Genomic DNA, 22,787 nt, shown 5'->3' with positions numbered 1-22,787 from the left:
TCGCCTCTAACTGACAATTTCCTCAACAGATAGAGCGAATGAAGCCAAGGACGACAAGTCCAGAACGTAACTAGCTCCAACTATTCGCGCATCAGTTTCCGATCTCAGAATGCGGGGGAACCCATCCCCAACAAAATAACTGGATACTCCAGCAACTTGGTACTTGGCGACGTCGTACTGATCACGTCGCACGTATCCTCGCTTGAGTAGTGCGACTTCCAAACGGTCTTCCAGAGCCAAACTGTGCGCCCTGGCCGTGGCCAGAACGTCAGCGCACAACTCATTCAGGCAACGGCCACGATCACCTTCCACCTCGACGAGCTCGACCGCGACCAAGTACAGAGCCAAGTGGCTGGCCTCGAGCTGCTCTAGCGATGATATCGTCACGCGCTGACGCGTTCCGGAAAGTCTCGTTTTGATCTCAAGAAGCATCCCTTCGCGCGCAAAATCTTGGGGATGGTCTTCAGGCGCTACCCAAGAAGCAACTGCCGACTCTGCACCGACGGTTCGCATCAATCGCTCAAGTATCACCAACTCTCCTATCACTCCCCTGACCTCATGAGGCTCCATCGCATCGGTCCGGGTCCGGCTCATGAGCACATGCCAGTGCTCTAAGCGGCGAAAGAATTGACGTGCGGCCCCCTCTCGAGAGTCACTGAAGGACGAGTAGGCAATGACGTCTCTGCACAGGGTCAGAAAGACACCTTGGTCACCCGGCTGCCTGAGAAACATGCGAATTTCGGGGACACTGTCATCAGATGGCGTGGAAAGATCTACGCCACGTAGCTCAGGAAGGCTCTTTGGAATCCATCCGGGCGCAACGTCTCGCAGAACCAAGCCAACAGCTCCTCCTTGTGCGCGAGCCCAGTAATAATCAAGGGGATGATCTTGGGCAATGCGCTTCCCAACGATCTTGTCAGGCATCCCGCCAAGTGATGACCAAGGATCCTCATTCATCGACCAAGACCTCTTCGTCCTCATACTCATCTTCCCGCGACCCGAACAGCTCCCTGTACGCAATCAAGTTCGCGGTGTAGAGCACCAACTTCTCCTTTTCGCCCGCGGCGAGTCTGGGGAAGCTAAGCCCGTACGCGGCGTGCTTCTGCCCGCCATCCTCCACCGCTTGGAAGAGATGGAGCATAAGAAGCGGCCGTGATCGCTGGGCCCTATAGATGTGGTCTGGGATGTTGCTGGTCTTCCCTTTATGAGCGGCCAATGCAGCTGCCACTTGTGAGTCACTCAGTCCCGCGCGTTCAATACCTCTCGAAGCAACTCGCCGCTTCGTGCCGGAGATAAGTAACGCTCTCTCGAATCGTTGGGCATTCCCTACAGTAACGCTACGACTTTGCAGTCCCAGCGCCAGACCGTGAACGTCCTCCTTGAGTGCCTCGGGCTTAGAGCTGGAGACCAGAATCACATCCCACTCAGAGAAACCTCGCTCCCGCACGTACTCAATCAATGGAGCACGCTGCATGTCCAACTGACCCGGATGAACACCGAAGCTAGAAATGAAGTCCAGTACGCGCTCAGACGCTACTTTACTGAAGAGATGACTAGGACGCGTCCCGCTTCCATAGGGCAATGGAACGCGACCATCAGCCAGAAGTTTGCCAACGAGAACCTCGACCGCCTCGACATTCGCCTTTCTAGCAAGCCCTGTGGCAATGATCGCCGAGGTCTCAACCATTTTCCCGGAAAGTGATATCTCACGAACAATCTGTTCGGTGTTTTGCATCTTGTTTCGCGCGGTGACCAAGAGCGTCCCAGGGTGGCTACGAACAGCAAGACCAAAGTCCATGGGGGTCAGACCATTGAGCTCCATTCTCCTAATCTCGTCCCTAAGCTCCTCAGTCGCGCCTGCGATGAAACCGTACCAATCGGAAGCCTCAGGCGTAAGGAACAAGCGACAAAGATCCATGTACCCATCGCGATATCCGAACCATCGCCCCATTTGAAGGAGTGTGTCGTACATCTGAGTATTTCGAAGGAAATAACTGATGGTTAGACCCTCCAACGTAAATCCGCGAGAGAGCGAATTTCCACCCACAGCGATTACATTGAGTCCGCTTTCCGCATGCGCTCGGTAGTCGAGCTTTCCGGATGACTTGGAGGCATTGACCTCGACCACAACCATCCCGGCAGCGGCCCTATGGAGTTGAGCTTGAATGCTGGACCAATCCTCATCAGCTCCGACGTAGAACTTGTTCCAAGTGGCGTGAAGCGAGCGCATGAATGGATCTTTAAGTGCAGACGCCTCTGGCAATGCAAATCGGTTCTGAATAGCGGACTGCACTTCGATGAGATGACTTGCAATATTTCTTGCCACCTCACTCTGGACACCGGTGAAGCGAGATACATTCACTAGCATCGAGTGATGCTTACTACCTTGCCCCCTAAGAACACGAACCGCCTTTGACAAAACAAAGCAATCGATGGCCTCTACTAGACTAGGGTGTAGCCCCTCTACTCGCCAGCTAATCTTATGGGATGGAGGCAACCAGTCATCGGTCCCCTCCAGATCGACAGTCAGCCCAGCAGAATCCCCTCCAAAGAATGAGTCGGGGCCAACATAGTTCGTAGGTGCCTCCAGCCCTACGACAAATTCTCTAGGAAACAGATCCTTACCTTGTAAAGCGATCTCAGCATCAGGATCTATAAAAATGTTCGCAAACGGAGTTGCGGTGTACCCAATGTATGCATTTCTAGTGGACAACCCCAATAGATCACGAATAAGACTGTTGATCTTTTTTGGTGCATTAGGATCCTTCGACGTATCTACAGATGCGTTGTCCGCTTCGTCATCGATGACAAGCATCGGAAGTGTGAGCCCACCTTTAGAAGCACTTGTGCCACGGATCCAGTCGATGAGGTTGTTCAGAATTGAGGGATGCTTCTTGATCACAAGAATTACAGGTTCACTGCTATTCTGCAGCGGATTCCCCCACCCATCTGCTCTCGCCCGATTAAAATCGTGCGCGCGACTGGTAAAAGCAGTCGCGGTAAATGCCGGATTAAAGTTTCCAACGCCGACCTGCTTGGCATTAACCTGCCGACTTAAGATCTGATCACTGTCGCGACCCACGAAGCCCAAGTCCACGCGCTCTTGCGTCTGGGACCTAAGGTTGTTGTGCACACCGGCAATCAGAACAACCACCTTGTACCCTGCATCAGCAGCCTTGTTGATAACGCCAAGATAGTTGGCTGTCTTACCGCTTTGCACATGACCGACCACCAAGCCTCGACGAGACCACGTTCCTTCGATCTTCGGGTCACCAGCCAAGTCAACAATCGAATCAGTTACGCCTGATATTGCGTTTACGACAGTCTCAGACATGCCCCCAGAAATGAGGTAGTCCCGATAGCGCTTCCAATACCGGAAATCTATCTGATGCGCGCGGCCGAGCAACCAAGGCTTGTGGCCAGGGGCCTGAACCGTGTGCGATGGCCCGAGCACAACTTCGAACTCTCGCTCGATCTGTTTGGCTATCTGAGCGACCTCTGCGTCGGAGATTCTTGGAAATATGAACGGCAGCGCGGCAATCCCTCCCACAACCTCCAATATTTCCGGTGGGCTGTGGGCCGCACGCTGCGCCATCGCCGCTCGGGAGAGTGTCAAAACCTGGTCGTAACTCATGTCCTGTCCTTAGTCTTCGATAACTCGTAGCTGCTCTAGCGCACGCCTAGCGCCCGACTGACCTGCGAAAACCGGTGTCGCCAGTATGACTTCCGCGATTGAGCGCGGAAGGGTGTTCTTTCCTGGAGCGATCGCCTCTACATAAGTGGCTAAGATCTGCGTGATCTCAGCACCATCTAGCGACTGCTGAGCTACGGTCTTGGGTGAAGATGCGATGTCTGAGAATACCGACTCCAGTGGAAGCGTTGCTTCAATCGCAAGCAGTGCGGTGTCAACATCTGCCCGTGAACCCGCGGCCTTCCGAAGCGCCTCGATAATGGGGTGGTCGCGACGAACCTCGTATCGAATCGCACCTCGTTCTTCCACCCTTTGCCACAGCGGCATGCCTGCGCCTGTGGCTTGGCGACGCCCCCTATACGTGTAGGGCCTGCGAGCAGTCTCAGTCATGCCCTCTATCAACGGCCTTAAGCGTCTCCGAACCGCTGAAGGTAGCCGCATTCGTGATTTTCGAACGTCTATGCTCCATTCCGAATCAAGCGATGTAGGCACGTCGACTTGCACCCGGAGTAGCTTAGTTAGCTCGGACTTCCTAACAAGACCCAACCACGTACCGCCGGCAATTAGACGTCCAGCGCGGTAAACGTAAAGGCCTTGGGTCTCAGCCAGACTCGACCCCAACTCAATCGCGCTCATCTGCTCAGGACTGAGACGCTGATGATGGGGGAGTGTGAACGCTTGAACGGTCACAGCAGAACTGGCCATTCTTATTGTCTCAATTTCATGCGGGTCAGAAGATGGAGACATATGCCGCGCGAAGGGGTCGGCCGCCATCACTGGAGAGCCATTGAGACGCAGTGTTACCCCGCCAAATAATGACGCCCCCTTTTCCTGAGCGAGGAACCTGTGGAACGTAAGTGCCAAGTGCGATCTAGCATTTGCAAAAAGATCGTTTAACGCAACGAGGGCATCATCAGGGCTGTTTTCGTATGGATCGAGGCGGTCCAATCCCTGCCACACCACCAATGTCCCTGTCGATGGGAGCAAGTGGATCATTGGGATTTCGTCGATCTCCGAAGAATCCAACACCTTAAGAAGCCACTGATCCTTCTCAAGCACCAAGTCTAGATCCCAACAGCGGGCAGACATTTCGCCGTCTACGCGTGAAGCAACGGTAAGACGTCTGCATTGACTGAAGGAAGCGGTTTTCAGCCCAAGGCCAAAGCGCCCCAAATCTGTTTCGACTCTGAAATCACGAGGGCTTTTACTGCCATGCTGCATGGCATCTGTCAGCTCAGAGGACCGCATTCCACGACCATCATCGAGTATGGCCAAGAATGGTGAGCCGTCCGAATGAGTATCATTAAATATTTCGATCAGTTTTGCACCAGCGGAAATGCTGTTGTCCACAATATCCGCAAGGGCACTCTCAAAGGAGTAACCGATATCCCGCATCGATTCCAACAATCTAGCCGCACTGGGTTCGACCCAGATGTGCCCCGGAAGCAAATCTCTCATTACCCATCCTTAGCAATCTTGCCTGCATACACCCAGAGCCAAGCCCCGCCGCCACAGCCATCCACTTCGATCCGACTATACCCGATACCGTGACGCTTTCCGCAGTCTTCGTTACCAAATCCCATCATTCCTAGGCCGAGCACCGTGCCGGGAATTTGACTCTAGCCAGCTCCATCTAATGCGAGGCTTTGTCTAGTTGACGGCTAGGGATCAGTTCGCCAGTCCGAGCGAGGCTGAGCTTGAAAAACTCCCTACCGCATGCGATCCTGGCAGTAATGATGCGACGCAAGATGCGCCGCCAATTACATTGTGAATCAGCATGCAGATCCCTGTTGTAGATGTGTTTGCAGGCCCCGGCGGCTTGGGCGAAGGTTTTTCCGCCTACGTAGCCAAGGGCAGACCCAAGCACCAGCCGTTCAAAATTGCGATCTCAGCTGAGATGGAGGCCAACGCAGCGAGAACTCTTCGCCTGCGAGCTTTCTATCGACAATTTCCTCTGGGCAAGGCGCCCATCAGCTACTACGACTATGTCGCCGGCCGAGCAGCCCAACCATGGACCGAGAAGACTGAGCAAGAATGGCTTGCTTCTGGCGCAGAGGCCAGGCAGCTTCAGCTCGGACTTGCTGAACATGATCTCGTGCTGCATGACCGCATCCGCAAGGTCGCCAGCAGTTCCGATCCCTGGATTCTAATTGGCGGCCCCCCTTGCCAAGCGTATTCTCTGGTGGGACGGGCGCGCAATCGCGGGGTTGCCGGCTACAAGGCCGAGGACGACCACCGACACTTCCTCTACAAACATTATCTCAAGATTCTCAGAGATCATCGACCCGCGGCGTTCGTAATGGAGAACGTCAAGGGGATCCTTTCGTCGAAGGTAGGGGGTGAGCTAATGTTCCCGAAAATCCTCGACGATCTCCGCGCACCCGGCGGGAGAGGCGGAGCTCGCTACAACGTCATTCCGCTAGTGAGAGACGGGGAGACCGACCTTTTCGATGATGAGGATGGGCGTAAGTACATTTTGAGAGCGGAAGAGCTGGGGGTACCTCAGGCTCGTCACAGGGTAGTGCTTCTTGGTGTAGCTGAAGACATCAAGCTTACTCGCGCCAGATGGATGAGCTCATTCAGCGACGAGGTGCATCTTGATTCGGTCATCAAAGGCCTACCAAGATTAAGGAGCGGTGTAACTAACGTCGATGTTGACGATTGGTCATCTGAAGCCAGGGAAATCCTATTACACGCTTCCAGCCTTACAGATGACCACCGCGTGTCAGATGAGCTTCGTCAGCAAGCCCTACGTGTTCCTCAGACTGACTTCGGCTCTGGCGGGAGATCGATGCCGAGAACTGCTGGATGCAATCAGGTTCCCAGTCATTTAGAGGCTTGGCTTATTGATCCGAGGCTCGGTCATTTGCTTAATCACGAGGTTCGGCAGCACATGTGGATGGATCTTGTTCGCTACGGTTATGCATCAGCATTTACCCTAGCCCACAAGCGTTCTCCGCGAGGTGCTTCGGAGTTCCCAGAGTCCATTCATCCGGATCACGCAAATTGGACGACGGGGAAATTTGTAGACCGCTTTAAGGTTCAAAGGTGGGATGCACCCAGCTCTACAGTGACCAGCCATCTCCAGAAGGACGGGCATTACTTCATTCATCCCGATCCAACCCAACTCAGAAGCATCTCTGTCCGAGAGGCAGCGAGATTGCAAACCTTCCCGGACAATTACTTCTTTGAGGGAGCGCGAGGAGCACAGTTTCGACAGGTAGGGAACGCTGTTCCACCATGGATGGCCAACCAGATCGCGGACGTGGTCTACTCGATCTTGGGGCATTGATCTGCAGAGAACTCTGCACGCGTCGCGCCGGACTTCAGGAATTTCGATAGCTCGGCCAGAGTCTGCTCTGGCCGCAGCCTGAGGCTACACTCCCACACTACGGCGATTCGCCAGCCAGCCCTCGTGAGCTCTTGGACTTGTCGCTCGTCCCTCTCACGATTCCCTTCCAGCTTGCTCAGCCAAAACTCAGGACGAGTGGCTGGCAGAGTCGCGTATCGGCATCCGTGATGCATGTGCCAAAAGCAGCCGTGAACGAAGATGACCGCCCGGTACTTGGGCAATGTCAGGTCGGGCCGTCCGGGTAGATCGCGTTTGTGAAGCGCGTATCGAAATCCTCGTCTGTGCAAGTATCTTCGAACCACCCATTCGGGCTTTGTGTTCTTACCCTTAATTCCTGACATTAGCTTAGAGCGAACACTGGCATCGACTATATCGACCATTGCACTGAGCCTCCGCAATACGGCGGATGATCGCGTGGACCAAAAAAAAGGGGCGGTCGGCCGCCCCCTTTTCTACAACACGCTTCCGTCAAACCCCAACAGGATTAGCCTTCTCCGGATCAATCTTGTACTGCTTGATCGCCCGGGCCACATCCTTGGCCGTCATCTTCCCGTCCTTCGCCAGCGCCGCAATCGCGGCATGCGCGATGTAGTACCGGTCCACTTCAAAGAACCGACGCAGGTTCGCACGCGTATCCGAACGGCCGAAACCATCGGTACCCAGCACCGTATAGCTCATCGGCACGAACGCGCGGATCTGGTCCGCATACGCACGCACGTAGTCGGTGGCGGCAATCGCCGGGCCCTGGCGGCCTTCCAGCAGCTCGGTCACGTAGGCCTTGCGCTGCTCACCTTCCGGATGCAGGCGGTTGGCACGTTCCACGTCGAAACCATCGCGACGCAGTTCGTTGAAGCTCGGGCAGCTCCAGATGTCGGCGGTCACGCCGAAGTCCTTGTCCAGCAGCTCGGCTGCGGCAATGGCTTCGCGCAGGATGGTGCCCGAACCCAGCAGCTGCACGCGCAGCTCGCCCTTCTTCGGCTTGCCGGCGTCGGTCAGCAGGTACATGCCCTTGACGATGCCTTCGGCCGCACCTTCCGGCATTTCCGGGTGGGTGTAGTTCTCGTTCATCAGGGTGACGTAGTAGTACTCGTCCACCTGGTCTTCCATCATGCGCTTGGTGCCGTGCTGCAGGATCACCGTCACTTCGAAGCCGAAGGTCGGGTCGTAGCTGCGCACATTCGGAATGCCACCGGCCACCAGATGGCTGAAGCCATCTTCGTGCTGCAGGCCTTCACCGTTCAGCGTGGTGCGGCCGGCGGTGCCACCCAGCAGGAAGCCGCGGGTACGCATGTCCGCTGCCTGCCAGGCGATGTCGCCCACGCGCTGGAAGCCGAACATCGAGTAGTAGATGTAGAACGGCAGCATCGGCACGTTGCTGACCGAGTAGCTGGTACCGGCAGCCATCCACGAGCTGATCGCACCCGGCTCGCTGATGCCCTGCTGCAGCACCTGGCCGCTCTGGTCTTCGCGGTAGAACATCAGCTGGTCGGCGTCGACCGGCTTGTACTTCTGGCCGAACGGCGCGTAGATGCCGATCTGGCGGAACAGGCCTTCCATGCCGAAGGTACGGGCTTCGTCGGCCACGATCGGCACGATGTGCGGGCCCAGTTCCTTGTCGCGCAGGGTGATGTTCAGGCTCTGCACGAAGGCCATGGTGGTGGAGTAGCTGCGCTCGCCACTGCTCTTGAGCAGGCGCTCGTAGCTTTCCAGCTTCGGTGCATTGAAGCTCTTTTCGGCCTTGCGGCGGCGCTGCGGCAGGTAACCACCCAGCGCGGCACGGCGTTCCTGCAGGTACTGCACTTCCGGCGAATCCGGGCCCGGGTGGTAGAACGGCACCTGGCCGTCGGCCAGCTGCGCGTCGGTCACCGGAATGTTGAAGCGGTCGCGGAAGTGGCGCACCGCTTCGTCGTCCAGCTTCTTGGTCTGGTGGGTCGGGTTCAGTGCCTCACCGGCGCTGCCCATGCCGTAACCCTTCACGGTCTTGGCCAGGATGACGGTCGGCATGCCCTTGGTGTTCACGGCCTGGTGGTAGGCGGCGTACACCTTGTGCGGGTCGTGGCCACCACGGTTCAGGCGCCAGATGTCGTCGTCGGAAAGACCGGCCACCATCGCAGCGGTTTCCGGGTACTTGCCGAAGAAATGCTCGCGGGTGTACGCGCCGCCGAAGGCCTTGCAGTTCTGGTATTCGCCGTCGACGGTTTCCATCATCAGCTTCTTCAGGACGCCATTGGTGTCCTTGGCCAGCAGGGCATCCCAGTAACCGCCCCACAGCAGCTTGATGACATTCCAGCCGCCGCCACGGAACACGCCTTCCAGTTCCTGGATGATCTTGCCGTTGCCGCGCACCGGGCCGTCCAGGCGCTGCAGGTTGCAGTTCACCACGAAGATCAGGTTGTCCAGGCCTTCACGGCCGGCCAGCGCGATGGCGCCCAGGGTTTCCGGCTCGTCGCTCTCGCCGTCGCCGATGAAGCACCACACCTTGCGGTCGGACTTCTCGATCAGGCCACGGTTTTCCAGGTAGCGCATGAACTGCGCCTGGTAGATGGCGGCCAGCGGGCCCAGGCCCATCGACACGGTCGGGGTCTGCCAGTACTCCGGCATCAGCCACGGGTGCGGGTACGACGACAGGCCGCCGCCGTCCACTTCCATGCGGAACTTGTCCAGCTGCTCTTCGCTGATGCGGCCTTCCAGGAAGGAACGCGCGTAGATGCCCGGGGCGCTGTGGCCCTGGATGAACAGCAGGTCGCCCGGGTGGCTTTCGCTCGGGGCGCGCCAGAAGTGGTTGAAGCCCACGTCGTACAGCGTTGCGCCGGAGGCGAACGAGGCGATGTGGCCGCCCAGGTCACCCGGCTTGCGGTTGGCGCGCACCACGGTGGCCATCGCGTTCCAGCGGATGATCGAACGGATGCGCCATTCCAGTTCGGCGTTGCCCGGGCTCTTGGCCTCCAGCTGCGGCTCGATGGTGTTGACGTATTCGGTAGTGGGAGAGAACGGCAGATAGGCACCCGAACGACGGGTCAGTTCCACCATGCCTTCCAGCAGCTGATGCGCGCGCTCGGGGCCCTCGACATCAATAACGGCCTTCAACGACTCGATCCACTCCTGGGTTTCCACAGGATTCGGGTCGTTGTTCAGCACCTCGTTCAACCAGTTCATTAGCGCTCCCATTACCGCACGCACGCGCGCGACTGTTGATAGATTTCTAGACCGCAAAGTGTAGCGCACCAAGGGCTTTCGTCACTTGGCTACGCTGGCGTATGGATGCAGGCCACCCATGTCTGCAAGGCCTGTCCCGGGACGTCCACCCTCGGGACAAAGCGCTGACAACGCGCTGCGGCAGGCCGCTGTGGCTGCCTGCAAGGGCTGCGCCAGCTGTCGCTTGCGGCCTGCTGCGCCCATGCGCAGGACGCAGTGTTACCGCCATGGATGACCGTTGTGGGGCAAGGCGGGCGCCATGTCGGCGTTGTCTGACGGGGTGCCGCTGAACCCGCGACAACGTGTCGCGCGCGCCTCTCGACGCGGACGAGGCAGCTGCGCACGGTTGGCCGCGAGCAGGCCCCTTCCCGCGGTTCGCCGCTCGTCTGCTGCGCCCCTGCCCGGGGCGGAAACCCGCAGTGCCGTTGCGTGGCCCGATACGGATGTCAGGCCGCGCAACGGTGGCTTGCGCCGCGCGCATCTTTTCCCCTGCATCCCTTGCGCCACCTGGCTGCGTGGCCCGATCCGGCAAGCGTTGTGGCCGGAATCCTGCTTGCCGGGCCCGGCCTATCGATATATCGTTTGCAGCACACGTTACCGATATATCGAAATGGGCCGCCCCCCCTCCTCTCGCAGCCGCACCGACGATGCCGCGGTACCCCGCCGCAACGGCCAGCCGCGCGTGCTCAGCCGTGGCGACCTGCGCCTGCTGGTGCTGGCGCTGATCGGCGAGCAGCCGCGCCACGGCTACGAGCTGATGCAGCACATCAGCACCATGTTCATGCAGGCCTATACCCCCAGCGCCGGCACCATGTACCCGCTGCTGGCCAGCTTCGAGCAGGCCGGCTGGGTGGCGTCGGAAGAGGTGGACGGCCGCCGTGTGTTCCGCATCACCACCGCCGGCGAGTTCGAACTGAAGGTGCAGCGCAGCCAGGTGCGATTGGCGCAACGGCGCGCGTTCGACCGCGCCCGCGAGATCACCAAGGCCTCGCTGCCGGCGCCGCTGGCCGCCGCGCTGCGCGAGTTCAAGCGGGCGCTGGTGCACCACCACGGGCGCTGGGCCGACGGCGAAGCCGAGCAGGTGGCGGCGCTGCTGTCGCGTGCCTCGGCGCTGATCAACGGCCAGGGCGACAACGCGCCTGCTCACTTTTCAATGACCCAGCCAGACTGATTCCAGCCAGGTCTCCCCCATGCCGCGCGCCCCCGCGCGACCTTCCAACAGGTACCCCCATGACCGAACATCACAACTCGCGCCTGCGCCTGGATGTGCGCTTCCGTGAACTGACGGTGCTGCGCACCGAGACTGTCACCCCGCACATGCGCCGCATCGTGCTGGGCGGCGACGACCTGGCCGGCTTCGATTCGCCCGGCGCCGACGACCACATCAAGCTGTTCTTCCCCAACGCCAGCGGCGAGATGGTGCTGCCGGTGCTGACCGCCGAGGGCCGCAGCTACCCCGAGGGCAAGCAGCCTTCGCCGGCACGCGACTACACCCCGCGCTGGTGGGACCACGAAACCGGTGAGCTGGCCATCGACTTCGTGCTGCACGACCAGGGCGTTGCCGGGCCGTGGGCCGAGCGCGCACAGGCCGGCGACATGCTGGTGATCGGCGGCCCACGCGGCTCGTTCGTGGTGGCCGACAGCTATGACGCCTACGTGCTGATTGGCGATGAGACCGCGCTGCCGGCCATCGCCCGCTGGCTGGACGTGCTGCCTGAAGGCGCGCAGGTGCAGGCCTACATCGAGGTTGCCGACGAGGACGAGCGCCAGGACCTGCCGCAGTACGAGAACGTGCGCATCCACTGGCTGGAGCGCAACGGCTTCCCGGCCGCCAGCAGCACGCTGCTGGAAGACATGCTGACCGACTTCGAGGTGCCCGAGGGCGATACGTTCTACTGGATCGCCACCGAATCGCGCCGCGCGCGGATGATGCGCAAGTTCATCGAAGGCCACCTGGGCGTGCCGCGCGACTGGATCCGCTCGACCGGTTACTGGAAGGCGCACCCGGACGAACAGGACGGCGATTGACCGCAAAACGGTAGGTGCGGACCGTTGGTCCGCACGCTCTTCTACGGGTAGTGCCGGCCGCTGGCCGGCAACCTCATGACCCTTCGGCTGCATCCTGCAACTGCCGGCCAGCGGCCGGCACTACCAACCGGGGCGCAGCCCCACCCTTCCACCCGAACCGATGCGCGGCCCATATCTCCAGCGCCAGCAGCAGCGCGATGATCGCCAGCGGCAGCAGCAACCCCAGGTACACACCCGGCATCATGCCGTTGATCTGCGCCTTCACCAGGCGCAGCACGCCACGCGTATGCAACAGCTCATCCATGCGCATGGTCAGCGCCTCACGCACCATCTTCGGCTCCAGGCCCACAGCGCCGGCCTTGTCGATCAGCGTGTCTTCCACCATCGCGCGCAGCAACCCGGCGCGCACCTTGCCGATCACCCAGCCCACGCCGCGCGCCATCGGGCCGTTACCCAGACGATCCACGCCGGGCAGCGGATCCTCGCGCAGGTAGATCGCGGCAAGCGAATCGGCAACGTCACCCACGGTGCCCTGGCTCTGCAGGGCGGCACGCATGCGCTCGTCTTCCAACGAGGCGGTGAAGCCACTGCTCCACCCTTCCACCATCGTCTGCAGGTGCGGCTGGAAGTGGTCCAGCTGCTTGAACAGCGCGCGGTGCGCGCCGGCGGTGAAGCCCAATTGCAGGCCGAAGAACGCGACCAGCAACGGCAGCAGCACCACATACGAGGCCAGCAGCCCGTGGTGCCAACGCCGCTGCCGCCGCAGCCAACCGCGTCGATGCAGCCCGCGCCAGGCGAAGATGCCCAGCACCAGCCCCAACAGCGTGCCCAGCACGCTGCCGCCGATCAGATCGAGCACGCTCAGGCCGGTCCAGAATTCGCCAAGCCAGTACTGCGCTTCCTGCATGGTGTTGCCTTCCGTGGTTCAGTGCGGCCGCCATGGTAACCGCGACCCGATGCTCGGCTGCTCTCTTCCGCTGGCGGGTGCACACAGTCGACCAGCCGGTGGGTGTTAGACCGTCGGACAGCCGGTGGGTGCGGACCGTCGGCCAGCAGGTGGGTGCGGCCCCTCGGACAGCCGGTGGGTGCGGACCCTCGGACAGCCGGTGGGTGCGGACCGTTGGTCCGCACGCTCCCACGCAGTCGCCCGCCAGCGGCCGGCACGACCCGGCAAGCAATGCGACAATCGCACTCCTTTCCTGCAGCAACGAGGCCCACATGGCCAAACTGACCCTGGCCAGCGTGGACACGCTGCGTACCCGCTTCACTGATGATGCCGCCTGCGATGCAGCGCTGTCCGCCTTTGCCGACCCGGCTGCGGCGCGCGTACCGCTGCGTGAGCTGGTCGAGGCACAGCACCGCTACCTGCAGGCCGAACACGAAGTGGCACAGGTGGCCGACATCCTGCGCCGCGACCAGAAGTACGCGCCGGTAGGTCGCCCGTCGGTGCATATCGTGCAGTTGCGCAAGCAGCAGGCAACGACGAAGCAGGCCGCGCTGATCGCCCGTCAGGTAGTGGCGCAGGCCGCGCAGACGTTCGTGCGTGCGAGCGGGTTGGTGGTGAAGGCCAAGCAGAGCCCGAGCGAAGCGTCGGCGGCGTGGCTGGGTACGCTGCGCTGAGCGCCCGTACCCGGTAGTGGCCACCCTTGGTTGGCCTGCGGAGTGCTCGTGCGCCGACCGAGGTGGCACCTACCGGGTAGTGCCGGCCGCTGGCCGGCAACCTCGGTGTAGTTGGATGCATGCAGTTGCCGGCCAGCGGCCGGCACTACCAGACGATCGGACCACCGAGTGATTCGGCGATTCAGCGATCGGGCAATTCGGCAATTCGGCGATTGGGCGATTGAGTGATTCGGCCACCGGGTGATTCGGCAATCGGCCAATCAGACAATCGAGCGCCCCGTCCAGAACGCTGCCAAAAAAGAAGGCCCGCTTTTCAGCGGGCCTTCTGCCTTCTCACGACGAGTGAGCGGGAGGGATCAAGCCGCCGGCTTCTCGCCGGTGGCTTCGGTGGTGATGCGGATCTTCACTTCATCGCTGACGTTCGGGGCGTAGGCGCCGACGCCGAAATCGCTGCGCTTGATCGTGGTGGTGGCATCGAAGCCGGCGGCCGGAACCTTGGCCATCGGGTGCTCGCCGCCGCCGTTGACGGTGACGTCCAGGGTGACCGGCTTGGTGATGTCCTTGATGGTCAGGTCGCCGGTGACGGTCAGCTTGTTGGTGCCGGCCGATTCAACCTTGGTGCTCTTGAAGCTGGCAGCCGGGAACTTGGCAGCGTCGAAGAAATCGGCGCTCTTCAGGTGCTCGTCGAACTTGGCGGTGAAGCTGTTCAGGCCGCTCAGCGGCAGCTTCACTTCCACGGTGGACTTGGTGACGTCGGTGGCGTCGTACACCAGGGTGCCTTCGGCGTTGCCGAAGTGCGCGCTCGGGTTGGAGAAGCCGAAGTGGCTCCACTGCGCCAGCACGTCGGTGTGGGTCGGGTCGAGCTTGTAGGTGCCCGAGGCGATGGTGATGGCGGCAGCGGCCGGGGCGGCAGCAGCGGCATCGGCGGCCGGGGTGGTGGCAGCCTGTTCGGTGGCGGCCGGGGCAGCAGCATCGGCTGCCGGGGCGGCGGTGTCGGCCGGCTTGGAGCAGGCGGCGATGGCCAGGGTCAGGGCCAGCGGCAGCAGCAGTTTACGGGTGGCGCTCATCTCAGGAACTCTCCGGATCGTAGGGTGGGAACACAGTGCAGCAATGGCCCGCCACGGCGGGCGGGCCCGAAACCGATACAGCGACTTACGCGATGCGCGCCGCTTCGTCGAAGGACAGGCGCGGCAGACGGGGGAACAGGCCCGAATCGTCACCGTACCCCAGGTTGACCAGGAAATTCGACTTGATGCTGGTGCCGGCGAAGAAGGCTTCGTCGACCTTGGCGTTGTCGAAGCCGGACATCGGGCCGGCATCCAGGCCCAGCGCGCGTGCGGCCAGGATCAGGTAAGCGCCCTGCAGGCTGCCGTTGCGGAACGCGCCTTCATGGCGGCCTTCGCGCGGGCCGTCGAACCAGGCCTTGGCGTCGGTGTGCGGGAACAGGTACGGCAGCTTCTCGTGGAAGTCCTGGTCGAAGGCCACGATGACGGTGACCGGGGCAGCCAAGGTCTTGTTGTGGTTGCCTTCGGACAGGGCCGGGGCCAGCTTGGCCTTGGCTTCGGCCGACTTCACGAACACGAAGCGCGCCGGGCTGCCGTTGGCGGCGGTCGGGCCCCACTTCAGCAGGTCGTACAGGGCGTGCAGCTGGGCGTCTTCGACCGGCTTGTCGAGGAAGGCGTTCTGGGTACGGGCAGTGCGGAACAACTGGTCCAGTGCAGCAGCGTCGAGCGCGTGGGACATCGGTGGATCTCCAGGGCGGCTAAGGTCTGTGCCCGCGGGCGGCGCGGGGCGAAACGTCGATCCGCAGTGTAGAGTGTCGCGACTGTTGCAACACCCAGCAGGGCTGAAACGAATTAATGCCAATGGTGAAACGATCGAGCGCGCCTTGGACGGTCACCGACGGCCGTGCCGGCAATGTCCGGCAGGCGGTCGCGCTGGCCTCGGCGCTGCGCCAAGGCACCCACCGCCCCCTGATCCTGCAACCCCGGGCGCCATGGCGCTGGCTGGCACCGCGGCGCTTGCCCGGTGATGTGAAAGGCTACGGCGAGGCGTTCGCGTCACTCGCTGCAGAGGCGCCCGCGTTGGCGATCGGCTGTGGCCGCCAGGCCGCCGGTGCGCTTCGCGTGCTGCGCGCGCGCGGCAGCCAGGTAGTGCAGATCCTCGACCCGCGCATCGGCTCGCGTCACTGGGATGTGGTGGTGGTGCCCGAACATGACGCCCTGCGCGGCAGCAACGTGCTGACCCTGATCGGCAGCCTGAACCCGGTGGACGATGACTGGCTGGCCTGGGGCCGCGCTGCGTTCGCCAGCTTCAGCACCCTGCCCGGCCCGCGCACCGCGCTGCTGGTGGGCGGCCCGACGCCGCTGGCGCCGTGGGACGAAACCGCGATGGTGCATGTATTCCAGGCGCTGGCCGAGCAGATCCGCAGCGAGGGCGGCAGCCTGCTGGCGACGACGTCGCGGCGCACGCCGCCGGCACTGGCCGAGATCCTGCGCGCGAAGTTCGCCGATCTGCCGCATGTGATCTGGGGCGATGGCGGCGATGGCGTGAACCCGTACGCCGGCCTGCTCGGCTGGGCCAACCGGGTGGTGGTGTCACCCGATTCGGTGAACCTGCTGTCCGAGGCCAGCGCCACCCGCATGCCGGTGATGGTGGCCCTGGCCGATACCGCACAGGGACGGTTGGCGCGCTTCCAGCAGCAGCTGCGCGAGCGCGGGCGCCTGCAGCCGCGTTGGCTGGACTGGCAGTACGACCGCATCGAACCGCTGCGCGAAACCACGCGGATTGCCGCCGAGGTCAAAGCGCGCCTGGCATCACGGTAGTGCCGGCCGCTGGCCGGCAACTCATGATCTTCGGCGACGTATATGCGGATGCCGGCCAGCGGCCGGCACTACCTCACCCCCTGTGGAGCGCTGATTCCAGCGATGCGGGTATGATCGGCGCGCGGGCCTGCCCGCGTCTGGAGCGGTATACATGGAACGTCTGCATCGCCTGCGCTGCGCCCTGCTGCTGTCGATGGGCCTGCTGGCCACCGTGCCGGCATGGGCCGACAGCGGTACCTGCCACGAGCGCTACCCCAGCGTGGCCGCGCAGGCGGCGATGTTCGATGTGGCGTGGACCACGGCTGAGCGCCTGGATGCGCTGCCCGACGTGGACGTGGTGATCGCCGCGCGTGGCGGCCAGGACCTGAGCCGCTACGGCCTACGCCACAGCCACCTGGCCTTCCTGCTGCGCGAGGACGACGGCCGCTGGCGCGCGATGCACCTGCTCAACCGCTGCAAGACCGACAGCTCGCAGCTGTACCGCGAGGGCCTGGGCAATTTCGTCGGTGAAAGCGGCACCCATACCGATCTGCGCATCGGCGTGCCGCCCCCTGCGTTGCAGGCTGCACTGAAGCGGATGCTGGCTGCGCCGGCGATCCAGCCCAAGGCGCTGCACGAATCGAACTACAACGTGGTGGCCTATCCGTTCGCCACCGACTTCCAGAATTCCAACCAGTGGATCCTGGAAGTGCTGGCCGCAGCGATGGCGCAGGCCGAAGGTGGCCCGGTCATCGTCAAGCGCGAACAGGCACAGCAATGGCTGCGCGCGCAGAAGTACCAGCCCAGCGTGCTGCATATCGGCCTGGGCAAGCGCGTGGGTGCGGGCTTGTTCGTGGCCAACGCCACCACCACCGACCATCCGGCCAGCGAACGCATTTCCGGCAATTACTCGGTGGTGACGGTGGAATCGGTATTCGACTTCCTGCACCAGCGCAGCCAGCTGCAGCAGGAACTGACCATTGCGCATGCGACGGCCGACACTGCCGCCGCTGCGCCCTGACCTGGCAAGGAGAAGATGATGCGCAACCTGCAGTTTTCCGCGTTGGCCGTGCTTCTGTGCGGCAGCCTGTTGTCTGCAGCGCCGGCACATGCCGAGCGCCGCATCGTGATCATCCAGAACAGCGTGCCCGAGGGGCCGAGCCTGGAGATGTCCGCGCCGATGGTGGCGGCTGCGCAAGCAGCGGCGGCCAAGGAAGCCGAAGATACCGGCGTGCCTGCAGGCCGGGGCGCGGTGAAGCTGCCGCAGATGCAGGTCAGCGCCATCTCCACCACCGTTGATGGCCGCCGCGAGGTGCTGCTGCAGGACGCCAGCAACCCGCAGAACACCGCGTCCATGCAATGGCCCAAGCGCCCCGGTGACCCGGCCGTGCAGTTCAACGTAGGCCAGACCGTGAACTTCCAACCCACCGGATCGGGCAACGGCTGGCAGGTGAGCGACAACCAGGGCCGCCCGCTGGAGTACCTGCCCGAGGCCACCGGCCCACGCGACATTTTCGATACGCAGCGCTGAGCCGCTGCCTTCATCCTGACCAGGAGGTCACCATGCTTCGTTCCCTGCGCGCCCCCGCCGCCGCCCTGCTGCTCTCGGCCCTGACGGTGCCGACCGTGCACGCTGGTGCCGCCCCGCACATCAACAGCGGCCAGGCCAGCGTGCTGGTCACTTCGTTGATCGTGGTGTCGGTTCCACTGGCCACCTCGATGGGCCTGGCCGCACTGTCCAAGGCGCCGTTCAAGGCCAGCGAGCGCAATGGCCGGGTGGCCGAGCGCACTCCGGCAGTGCCGCTGCCGCCGATGGAAGTGAAGCAGGTGGCGACCACCGCCGCTGGCGAGCGCCAGGTGCAGCTGCAGGTGCCGGACAAGGCCGACCAGACCGCCACCCTGCAGTGGCCGGCGATCGAGGGCGAAGACCCGGTGGCCGGTTTCGTGGTCGGCCAGCAGGTGCGCTTCGACCCGACCGATGCCGGTGCCGGCTGGACAGTGAAGAACAGTGACGGCAAGGCCCTGGCCTATGTGCCGACCGCCTATGCCGCCGGCGACGCGCTGAGCGAGCAGCTGTAAAACTGAACGGCCGTTTTTGGCTTTGCGGCGGGCCGGGCGGATAATGGGCGATCCCCTTTGTCCCCTGGCTCGCCATGTCCGTGCGTCCTGCGCCTGTTTTTGCCCCGTTGACCGCCCGCGCCCTGGTGCTGGCGGTGCTGGCCATGGGCGCGGTGGTGCTGCTGTCCAACGTGCTGGTGCAGTACCCGATCAATGACTGGCTGACCTGGGGTGCTTTCAGCTACCCGGTGGCCTTTCTGGTCAGCAACCTGATCAACCGCCGCTTCGGCCCGGGCCCGGCCCGCCGCGTGGCGTGGATCGGGTTTGCGGTAGCGGTGCTGCTGTCGGTGTGGGTGGCCACACCGCGCATTGCGATCGCCTCGTGCTCGGCCTTCATCGTGGCCCAGTTGCTGGACATCACCGTATTCGATCGCCTGCGCCGCGGCAGCTGGTGGCGCGCACCGATGGTGGCCACCACCTGCAGCGCCACGGTGGACACCACCATCTTCTGGTCGATCGCCTTCGCCGGTTCCACCCTGCCGTGGGTGAGCTGGGCGGCGGGCGACCTGGCGGTGAAGCTGGCGATCGGCGTGTGCCTGCTGGCCCCGTTCCGTGCGCTGCTGTGGAAGATGGCGCCGCTGCGTACAGCGGGCTGACCGCCTCACCGGTGGGTGCCGACCGTTGGTCGGCACGCTCCTTCAGGGTTCATCGCAGCTGAGAGATTGTGCCGACCAACGGTCGGCACCTACCAATGAAAAGCCATCGCCGGGCCCTTGATCCGATAGCTGCCAACCTTGGTTGGCGCGCTCCTTGAACCCGGTGGGTGCCGACCGTTGGTCGGCGCGCTCCTTCAGGGTTCATCGCAGCTGAGAGATTGTGCCGACCAACGGTCGGCACCTACCAATGAAAAGCCATCGCCAGACCATTGGTCCGGTAGCTGCCAACCCTGGTTGGCACACTCCTTGAACCCGGTGGGTGCCGACCGTTGGTCGGCACGCTTCTTCAGGGTTCATCGCAGCTGAGGGATTGTGCCGACCAATGGTCGACACGTACCAATGAAAAGCCATCGCCGAGCCATTGACCCGGTGGGTGCCAACGATCGGCGCCCACCCAAAGCTGCTACCGCCATTGCAGGCGGTCAGGCGAACGGCAGCTCCGCGGCGATGCACGCGGCGCGGATCGCCGCACACGCCTCTTCGATGGCCGGCGTCGTCGGTGCCAAGCGCGGCCGGCGATCCAGCGTGCAGGCCAGCCCTACCTCCAGCAGCGTGGCATGCGCGCCATGCAGCGCCTGTGCGGTGGCTTCGGGCAGAAACCCCGCCGCCGCCAGCGCGTCGATCAACGCCGGCGTGGCGCGCGGCTGCAGCAATGCAGGGACTTGCGCACTGCATGCCAGCACGCCGGTCTGCAGCAGGAACTCCAGATCGACCACGCCGCCTGCACCCTGCTTCAGGTCGAGCCGCGCGGCATCGCTGCGGTCCAGTTCGGTGCGCATGCGCCCGCGCATCTTCACCACATCGGCATACAGTGTTGCGCGATCACGTTCGCGGCCCAGGGTCTGCGCACGTACCTGTTCGAAATCCTGCAGCAGGCTGGCATAGCCGGCCACGCCGCGTGCGCGCACCAGCGCCTGGTGCTCCCATGTCCATGCGCGATCACGCTGGTACTCGGTGTAGCTGGCCAGCGAAGACACCAGCGAGCCCTTGCCACCATCCGGACGCAGGCGCACGTCGATGTCGTACAGGCGGCCGGCGGCGGTGACCGCAGCCAGCAGCGCCATCACCTTCTGGGCCAGGCGCGCATACCAGCGGCCCGGTTCCAGCGGGCGCGCGCCGTCACTGGCTTCCACACCCGGCGGGTGATCGTGCAGGAACACCAGGTCCAGATCCGAGCCGAAACCCAGCTCCAGGCCGCCCAGGCTGCCGTAACCGATGATCGCGAAGCGGCCGCCGGCGATAGCGCCGTGCGCGGCGTGCATATCGGCCTCGGCCATCGCCAACACGGTGATGACCACCGCCTGCGCCAGTTCGGCCAGTTGCCGGGTGCTGTCGACCGCACCCTGGCGGCCATCCAGCGTGGCCATGGCCATGCGGAAGCTCAGCGCCAGGCGTGTTTCATTGAGCCAGCGCAGCTGCGATTCGGGATCTTCCACCGGCAGCACCTGTCGGCATTCGGCCAGCATGCCGGCGGCATCGGGCATCGGCCCGGACACGCGTACGTCCAGCAGTTCATCCAGCAGCAGCGGATACGCGGCCAGGCGTTCGGCCAGCAGCGCGCTGCGTGCCAGCACGTCGACCAGTCGCGCAAGCGCGCTGGGCTGTTCGTCCAGCAACGCCAGGTAGCTGGTACGGCGCAGCACTGCCTGCAGCAGGCCGAGCACGCGCTTGAGTGCGGCATCGGGCTGCGGTGAACGGGTGGCCGCGTGCAGCAGTGCCGGCAGTACGCGGTCCAGGCGCGCGCGCGCCGCATCGGACAGCGACTTCACGCCCGTGCCCTGGGCGAAATCGCGCAGTGACTGATCGGCGCCATTGGCATCGAGGAAACCGGCCTCAGCCAGCAGCGGCGCGTTGCTGCCTTCGGGAAGGCTGCGCCAGTAGTTGGCCAGCGCATCCGGCGCTGCCTGGCCCTTGCGTGGTGCCAGCAGCGCACCGAACTCGGTACTGACGCGCTGCTGCTGCACACGCAGTGCGGCGCGCAGCGCATCCCAATCGGCATAGCCCAGGCCGACGGCAATCCGCTCGCGATCCAGCGCATCGCTGGGCAGCACATGGGTCTGCGCATCGCGCAGCATCTGCAGGCGGTTTTCCAGCCGGCGCAGGAACAGATAGGCCTCGCGCAGTGCGGCGCCATCATCGCGGGCGATCTGCCCGGCAGCGACCAGCGCGTCCAGCGCGACCAGCAACCGCCGCTCACGCAGCACCGGCTCGCGCCCACCGCGAATGAGCTGCAACGCTTGGCACAGGAATTCGATCTCGCGGATGCCACCGGCACCGCGCTTGATGTCGTCGTGCATCTCGCGGCGGGCGACTTCCGCAGTGATCGCCGCCTTCATCTCGCGCAGGCCGTCGAGCGCGGTGAAATCGAGGTAGCGGCGGTACACGAACGGACGCAGGGTCTGCAGCCAGGCCTCGCCAGCGGCGATATCGCCCGCCACCGCACGCGCCTTCAACCAGGCATAGCGCTCCCAGTCGCGGCCTTCGCGCTGGAAGTACTGATCCATCGCAGCGAATGACAGCGCGACACGGCCTGCGCTGCCGAACGGGCGCAGGCGCAGGTCGACGCGATGGCTGAAGCCATCGACGGTGGTTTCATCCAGCAGCTTGGCCAGGCGCTGGCCGAGGCGGGCGAAGTACTCCTCGGCCGCCAGCGCGCGCGGACCGTCGGATTCACCGCCCTGCAAGTAGGCGTAGACCAGATCGACATCGGAACTGAAGTTGAGCTCGCCACCACCCAGCTTGCCCAGCCCGAACACCACCAGCTGCTGCGGTTGGCCGTGGTCATCGGCGATCACCCCGTGGCGCTGGGCGAATTCCTGCTGCAGGGCGTCCAGCGCCAAGCGCAGGCAGTCCTCGGCCAACGCGGTGGCGCCCGCCAAGGTCTGCGGCACGTCATCCAGCCCGGCCAGGTCGCGCCAGATCAAGCGGGTGGACATCGCTGTGCGCCAGCGTCGCAGCTGTGCCGGCCAGTCGCTGGGCTGCAGCGGGTCGAGCACCGGCGCCGGCAGCGGCGGGCAGCCCGGCGCGGCCAGCTGCGCCATCAGGCCGGGCTGGCGCACCAGGGTGTCCAGGGCGAAGTCGCTGCTGATGGCCAGCTGCACCAGCATCGGCTGCAGTTCGGCCGGTATGGGATCGGGCACTGCCTGGGCCAGGCGCGCCAGCGCGCGGTGGACGAGGGGCTGCAGGGTGGCGGGCAATTCGGCGGGGACGAGGGTCATGCACTGATTCTCGCGGGGTCGCATCTCTTTGCCAACGGCGAAGGGCTGCGACCGCTTGCTGCGATATCGCCGAAGGTTGCTGGGGTTGCCGGCCAGCGGCCGGCA

Annotated in this window: 18 protein-coding genes; 9 read left to right on the top strand and 9 right to left on the bottom strand. The window is 63.3% G+C overall.

Annotated elements, in window-relative coordinates:
* Positions 1–6: 6 nt before the first annotated feature.
* From AC07UW_RS15740 to AC07UW_RS15730, 3 genes are read right to left on the bottom strand one after another with little or no spacing between them, the layout of a single operon-like run.
* The gene (locus AC07UW_RS15740) at positions 7–957 is read right to left on the bottom strand and encodes a PD-(D/E)XK motif protein (RefSeq protein ID WP_495212385.1); all 951 of its coding nucleotides are present in this window, start codon (positions 955–957) and stop codon (positions 7–9) included.
* Positions 950–3,634, bottom strand: coding sequence for a Z1 domain-containing protein (locus tag AC07UW_RS15735; RefSeq protein WP_495212384.1), 2,685 nt, complete (start codon positions 3,632–3,634; stop codon positions 950–952). Before AC07UW_RS15735 ends, AC07UW_RS15740 begins: the two co-directional genes overlap by 8 nt.
* 9 nt (positions 3,635–3,643) lie before the next feature.
* Positions 3,644–5,149, bottom strand: a complete 1,506-nt coding sequence (locus tag AC07UW_RS15730) for an ATP-binding protein (protein WP_495212383.1) — start codon at positions 5,147–5,149, stop codon at positions 3,644–3,646.
* 319 nt (positions 5,150–5,468) lie between these two features.
* On the opposite strand from AC07UW_RS15730, the gene AC07UW_RS15725 reads away from it, so the two are divergent.
* Positions 5,469–6,983 carry a DNA cytosine methyltransferase gene (locus AC07UW_RS15725; RefSeq protein WP_495212382.1) on the top strand — a complete coding sequence of 505 codons (1,515 nt, stop codon included), beginning with the start codon at positions 5,469–5,471 and terminating at the stop codon, positions 6,981–6,983.
* On the opposite strand, the gene AC07UW_RS15720 is transcribed toward AC07UW_RS15725, so the two are convergent.
* Positions 6,962–7,423, bottom strand: coding sequence for a very short patch repair endonuclease (locus AC07UW_RS15720; protein ID WP_495212381.1), 462 nt, complete (start codon positions 7,421–7,423; stop codon positions 6,962–6,964). The two genes, AC07UW_RS15725 and AC07UW_RS15720, sit on opposite strands and share 22 nt — an antisense overlap.
* Before the next feature lie 88 nt (positions 7,424–7,511).
* The gene (gene aceE / locus AC07UW_RS15715; protein ID WP_495212380.1) at positions 7,512–10,199 is read right to left on the bottom strand and encodes a pyruvate dehydrogenase (acetyl-transferring), homodimeric type; all 2,688 of its coding nucleotides are present in this window, start codon (positions 10,197–10,199) and stop codon (positions 7,512–7,514) included.
* Positions 10,200–10,848: 649 nt separating this feature from the next.
* Here aceE and AC07UW_RS15710 point away from each other — a divergent pair.
* Positions 10,849–11,409, top strand: a complete 561-nt coding sequence (locus AC07UW_RS15710) for a PadR family transcriptional regulator (protein WP_495212379.1) — start codon at positions 10,849–10,851, stop codon at positions 11,407–11,409.
* 59 nt (positions 11,410–11,468) lie between these two features.
* Positions 11,469–12,266, top strand: a complete 798-nt coding sequence (locus AC07UW_RS15705) for a siderophore-interacting protein (protein ID WP_164280921.1) — start codon at positions 11,469–11,471, stop codon at positions 12,264–12,266.
* Positions 12,267–12,339: 73 nt separating this feature from the next.
* Here AC07UW_RS15705 and AC07UW_RS15700 read toward each other — a convergent pair whose 3' ends face one another.
* Positions 12,340–13,173: a hypothetical protein gene (locus tag AC07UW_RS15700; protein ID WP_495212378.1), complete on the bottom strand. Its 834-nt coding sequence runs from the start codon at positions 13,171–13,173 to the stop codon at positions 12,340–12,342.
* A 311-nt stretch (positions 13,174–13,484) separates the two neighbouring features.
* Between AC07UW_RS15700 and AC07UW_RS15695 the strand changes: the two genes are divergently transcribed.
* Positions 13,485–13,886: a hypothetical protein gene (locus AC07UW_RS15695; RefSeq protein ID WP_223494079.1), complete on the top strand. Its 402-nt coding sequence runs from the start codon at positions 13,485–13,487 to the stop codon at positions 13,884–13,886.
* Positions 13,887–14,242: 356 nt separating this feature from the next.
* Here the strand turns inward: AC07UW_RS15695 and AC07UW_RS15690 are convergent, their stop codons facing one another.
* On the bottom strand, positions 14,243–14,953 hold the full coding sequence (locus tag AC07UW_RS15690; RefSeq protein WP_025878214.1) for a YceI family protein: 711 nt from the start codon (positions 14,951–14,953) through the stop codon (positions 14,243–14,245).
* Positions 14,954–15,038: 85 nt separating this feature from the next.
* Positions 15,039–15,629, bottom strand: a complete 591-nt coding sequence (locus AC07UW_RS15685; protein WP_025878215.1) for a malonic semialdehyde reductase — start codon at positions 15,627–15,629, stop codon at positions 15,039–15,041.
* Positions 15,630–15,751: 122 nt separating this feature from the next.
* Here AC07UW_RS15685 and AC07UW_RS15680 point away from each other — a divergent pair, with 122 nt between their 5' ends.
* The 5 genes from AC07UW_RS15680 to AC07UW_RS15660 all read left to right on the top strand — a co-directional run bounded on the left by AC07UW_RS15680 (position 15,752) and on the right by AC07UW_RS15660 (position 19,404).
* Positions 15,752–16,711: a mitochondrial fission ELM1 family protein gene (locus AC07UW_RS15680; protein ID WP_223494078.1), complete on the top strand. Its 960-nt coding sequence runs from the start codon at positions 15,752–15,754 to the stop codon at positions 16,709–16,711.
* 151 nt (positions 16,712–16,862) lie between these two features.
* On the top strand, positions 16,863–17,711 hold the full coding sequence (locus AC07UW_RS15675) for a DUF2145 domain-containing protein (protein WP_495212377.1): 849 nt from the start codon (positions 16,863–16,865) through the stop codon (positions 17,709–17,711).
* A gap of 18 nt (positions 17,712–17,729) precedes the next feature.
* The gene (locus AC07UW_RS15670) at positions 17,730–18,221 is read left to right on the top strand and encodes a hypothetical protein (protein ID WP_223494076.1); all 492 of its coding nucleotides are present in this window, start codon (positions 17,730–17,732) and stop codon (positions 18,219–18,221) included.
* 32 nt (positions 18,222–18,253) lie between these two features.
* Entirely contained in the window at positions 18,254–18,769 is a 516-nt protein-coding gene (locus AC07UW_RS15665) for a hypothetical protein (protein WP_025878222.1), read from the top strand.
* Positions 18,770–18,843: 74 nt separating this feature from the next.
* The gene (locus tag AC07UW_RS15660; protein ID WP_025878224.1) at positions 18,844–19,404 is read left to right on the top strand and encodes a queuosine precursor transporter; all 561 of its coding nucleotides are present in this window, start codon (positions 18,844–18,846) and stop codon (positions 19,402–19,404) included.
* A gap of 482 nt (positions 19,405–19,886) precedes the next feature.
* Here the strand turns inward: AC07UW_RS15660 and glnE are convergent, their stop codons facing one another.
* Positions 19,887–22,682 (bottom strand): bifunctional [glutamate--ammonia ligase]-adenylyl-L-tyrosine phosphorylase/[glutamate--ammonia-ligase] adenylyltransferase, encoded by a 2,796-nt coding sequence (gene glnE / locus AC07UW_RS15655; protein WP_495212376.1) that lies wholly within the window; start codon positions 22,680–22,682, stop codon positions 19,887–19,889.
* Positions 22,683–22,787: the final 105 nt, after the last annotated feature.

The organism is Stenotrophomonas sp. GW821-FHT02D01, assembly GCF_059421765.1.
Note: the sequence above shows the minus strand (reverse complement) of the source record. Positions and strands in the feature narration are given on the sequence as shown.

What these genes read in the sequence shown, in the direction of transcription:
- AC07UW_RS15740 (WP_495212385.1), bottom strand. Translation starts at nt 957, where the DNA reads ATGAATGAGGATCCTTGGTCATCACTTGGCGGGATGCCTGACAAGATC.
- AC07UW_RS15735 (WP_495212384.1), bottom strand. Translation starts at nt 3,634, where the DNA reads ATGAGTTACGACCAGGTTTTGACACTCTCCCGAGCGGCGATGGCGCAG.
- AC07UW_RS15730 (WP_495212383.1), bottom strand. Translation starts at nt 5,149, where the DNA reads ATGAGAGATTTGCTTCCGGGGCACATCTGGGTCGAACCCAGTGCGGCT.
- AC07UW_RS15725 (WP_495212382.1), top strand. Translation starts at nt 5,469, where the DNA reads ATGCAGATCCCTGTTGTAGATGTGTTTGCAGGCCCCGGCGGCTTGGGC.
- AC07UW_RS15720 (WP_495212381.1), bottom strand. Translation starts at nt 7,423, where the DNA reads ATGGTCGATATAGTCGATGCCAGTGTTCGCTCTAAGCTAATGTCAGGA.
- aceE (WP_495212380.1), bottom strand. Translation starts at nt 10,199, where the DNA reads ATGAACTGGTTGAACGAGGTGCTGAACAACGACCCGAATCCTGTGGAA.
- AC07UW_RS15710 (WP_495212379.1), top strand. Translation starts at nt 10,849, where the DNA reads ATGGGCCGCCCCCCCTCCTCTCGCAGCCGCACCGACGATGCCGCGGTA.
- AC07UW_RS15705 (WP_164280921.1), top strand. Translation starts at nt 11,469, where the DNA reads ATGACCGAACATCACAACTCGCGCCTGCGCCTGGATGTGCGCTTCCGT.
- AC07UW_RS15700 (WP_495212378.1), bottom strand. Translation starts at nt 13,173, where the DNA reads ATGCAGGAAGCGCAGTACTGGCTTGGCGAATTCTGGACCGGCCTGAGC.
- AC07UW_RS15695 (WP_223494079.1), top strand. Translation starts at nt 13,485, where the DNA reads ATGGCCAAACTGACCCTGGCCAGCGTGGACACGCTGCGTACCCGCTTC.
- AC07UW_RS15690 (WP_025878214.1), bottom strand. Translation starts at nt 14,953, where the DNA reads ATGAGCGCCACCCGTAAACTGCTGCTGCCGCTGGCCCTGACCCTGGCC.
- AC07UW_RS15685 (WP_025878215.1), bottom strand. Translation starts at nt 15,629, where the DNA reads ATGTCCCACGCGCTCGACGCTGCTGCACTGGACCAGTTGTTCCGCACT.
- AC07UW_RS15680 (WP_223494078.1), top strand. Translation starts at nt 15,752, where the DNA reads ATGGTGAAACGATCGAGCGCGCCTTGGACGGTCACCGACGGCCGTGCC.
- AC07UW_RS15675 (WP_495212377.1), top strand. Translation starts at nt 16,863, where the DNA reads ATGGAACGTCTGCATCGCCTGCGCTGCGCCCTGCTGCTGTCGATGGGC.
- AC07UW_RS15670 (WP_223494076.1), top strand. Translation starts at nt 17,730, where the DNA reads ATGCGCAACCTGCAGTTTTCCGCGTTGGCCGTGCTTCTGTGCGGCAGC.
- AC07UW_RS15665 (WP_025878222.1), top strand. Translation starts at nt 18,254, where the DNA reads ATGCTTCGTTCCCTGCGCGCCCCCGCCGCCGCCCTGCTGCTCTCGGCC.
- AC07UW_RS15660 (WP_025878224.1), top strand. Translation starts at nt 18,844, where the DNA reads ATGTCCGTGCGTCCTGCGCCTGTTTTTGCCCCGTTGACCGCCCGCGCC.
- glnE (WP_495212376.1), bottom strand. Translation starts at nt 22,682, where the DNA reads ATGACCCTCGTCCCCGCCGAATTGCCCGCCACCCTGCAGCCCCTCGTC.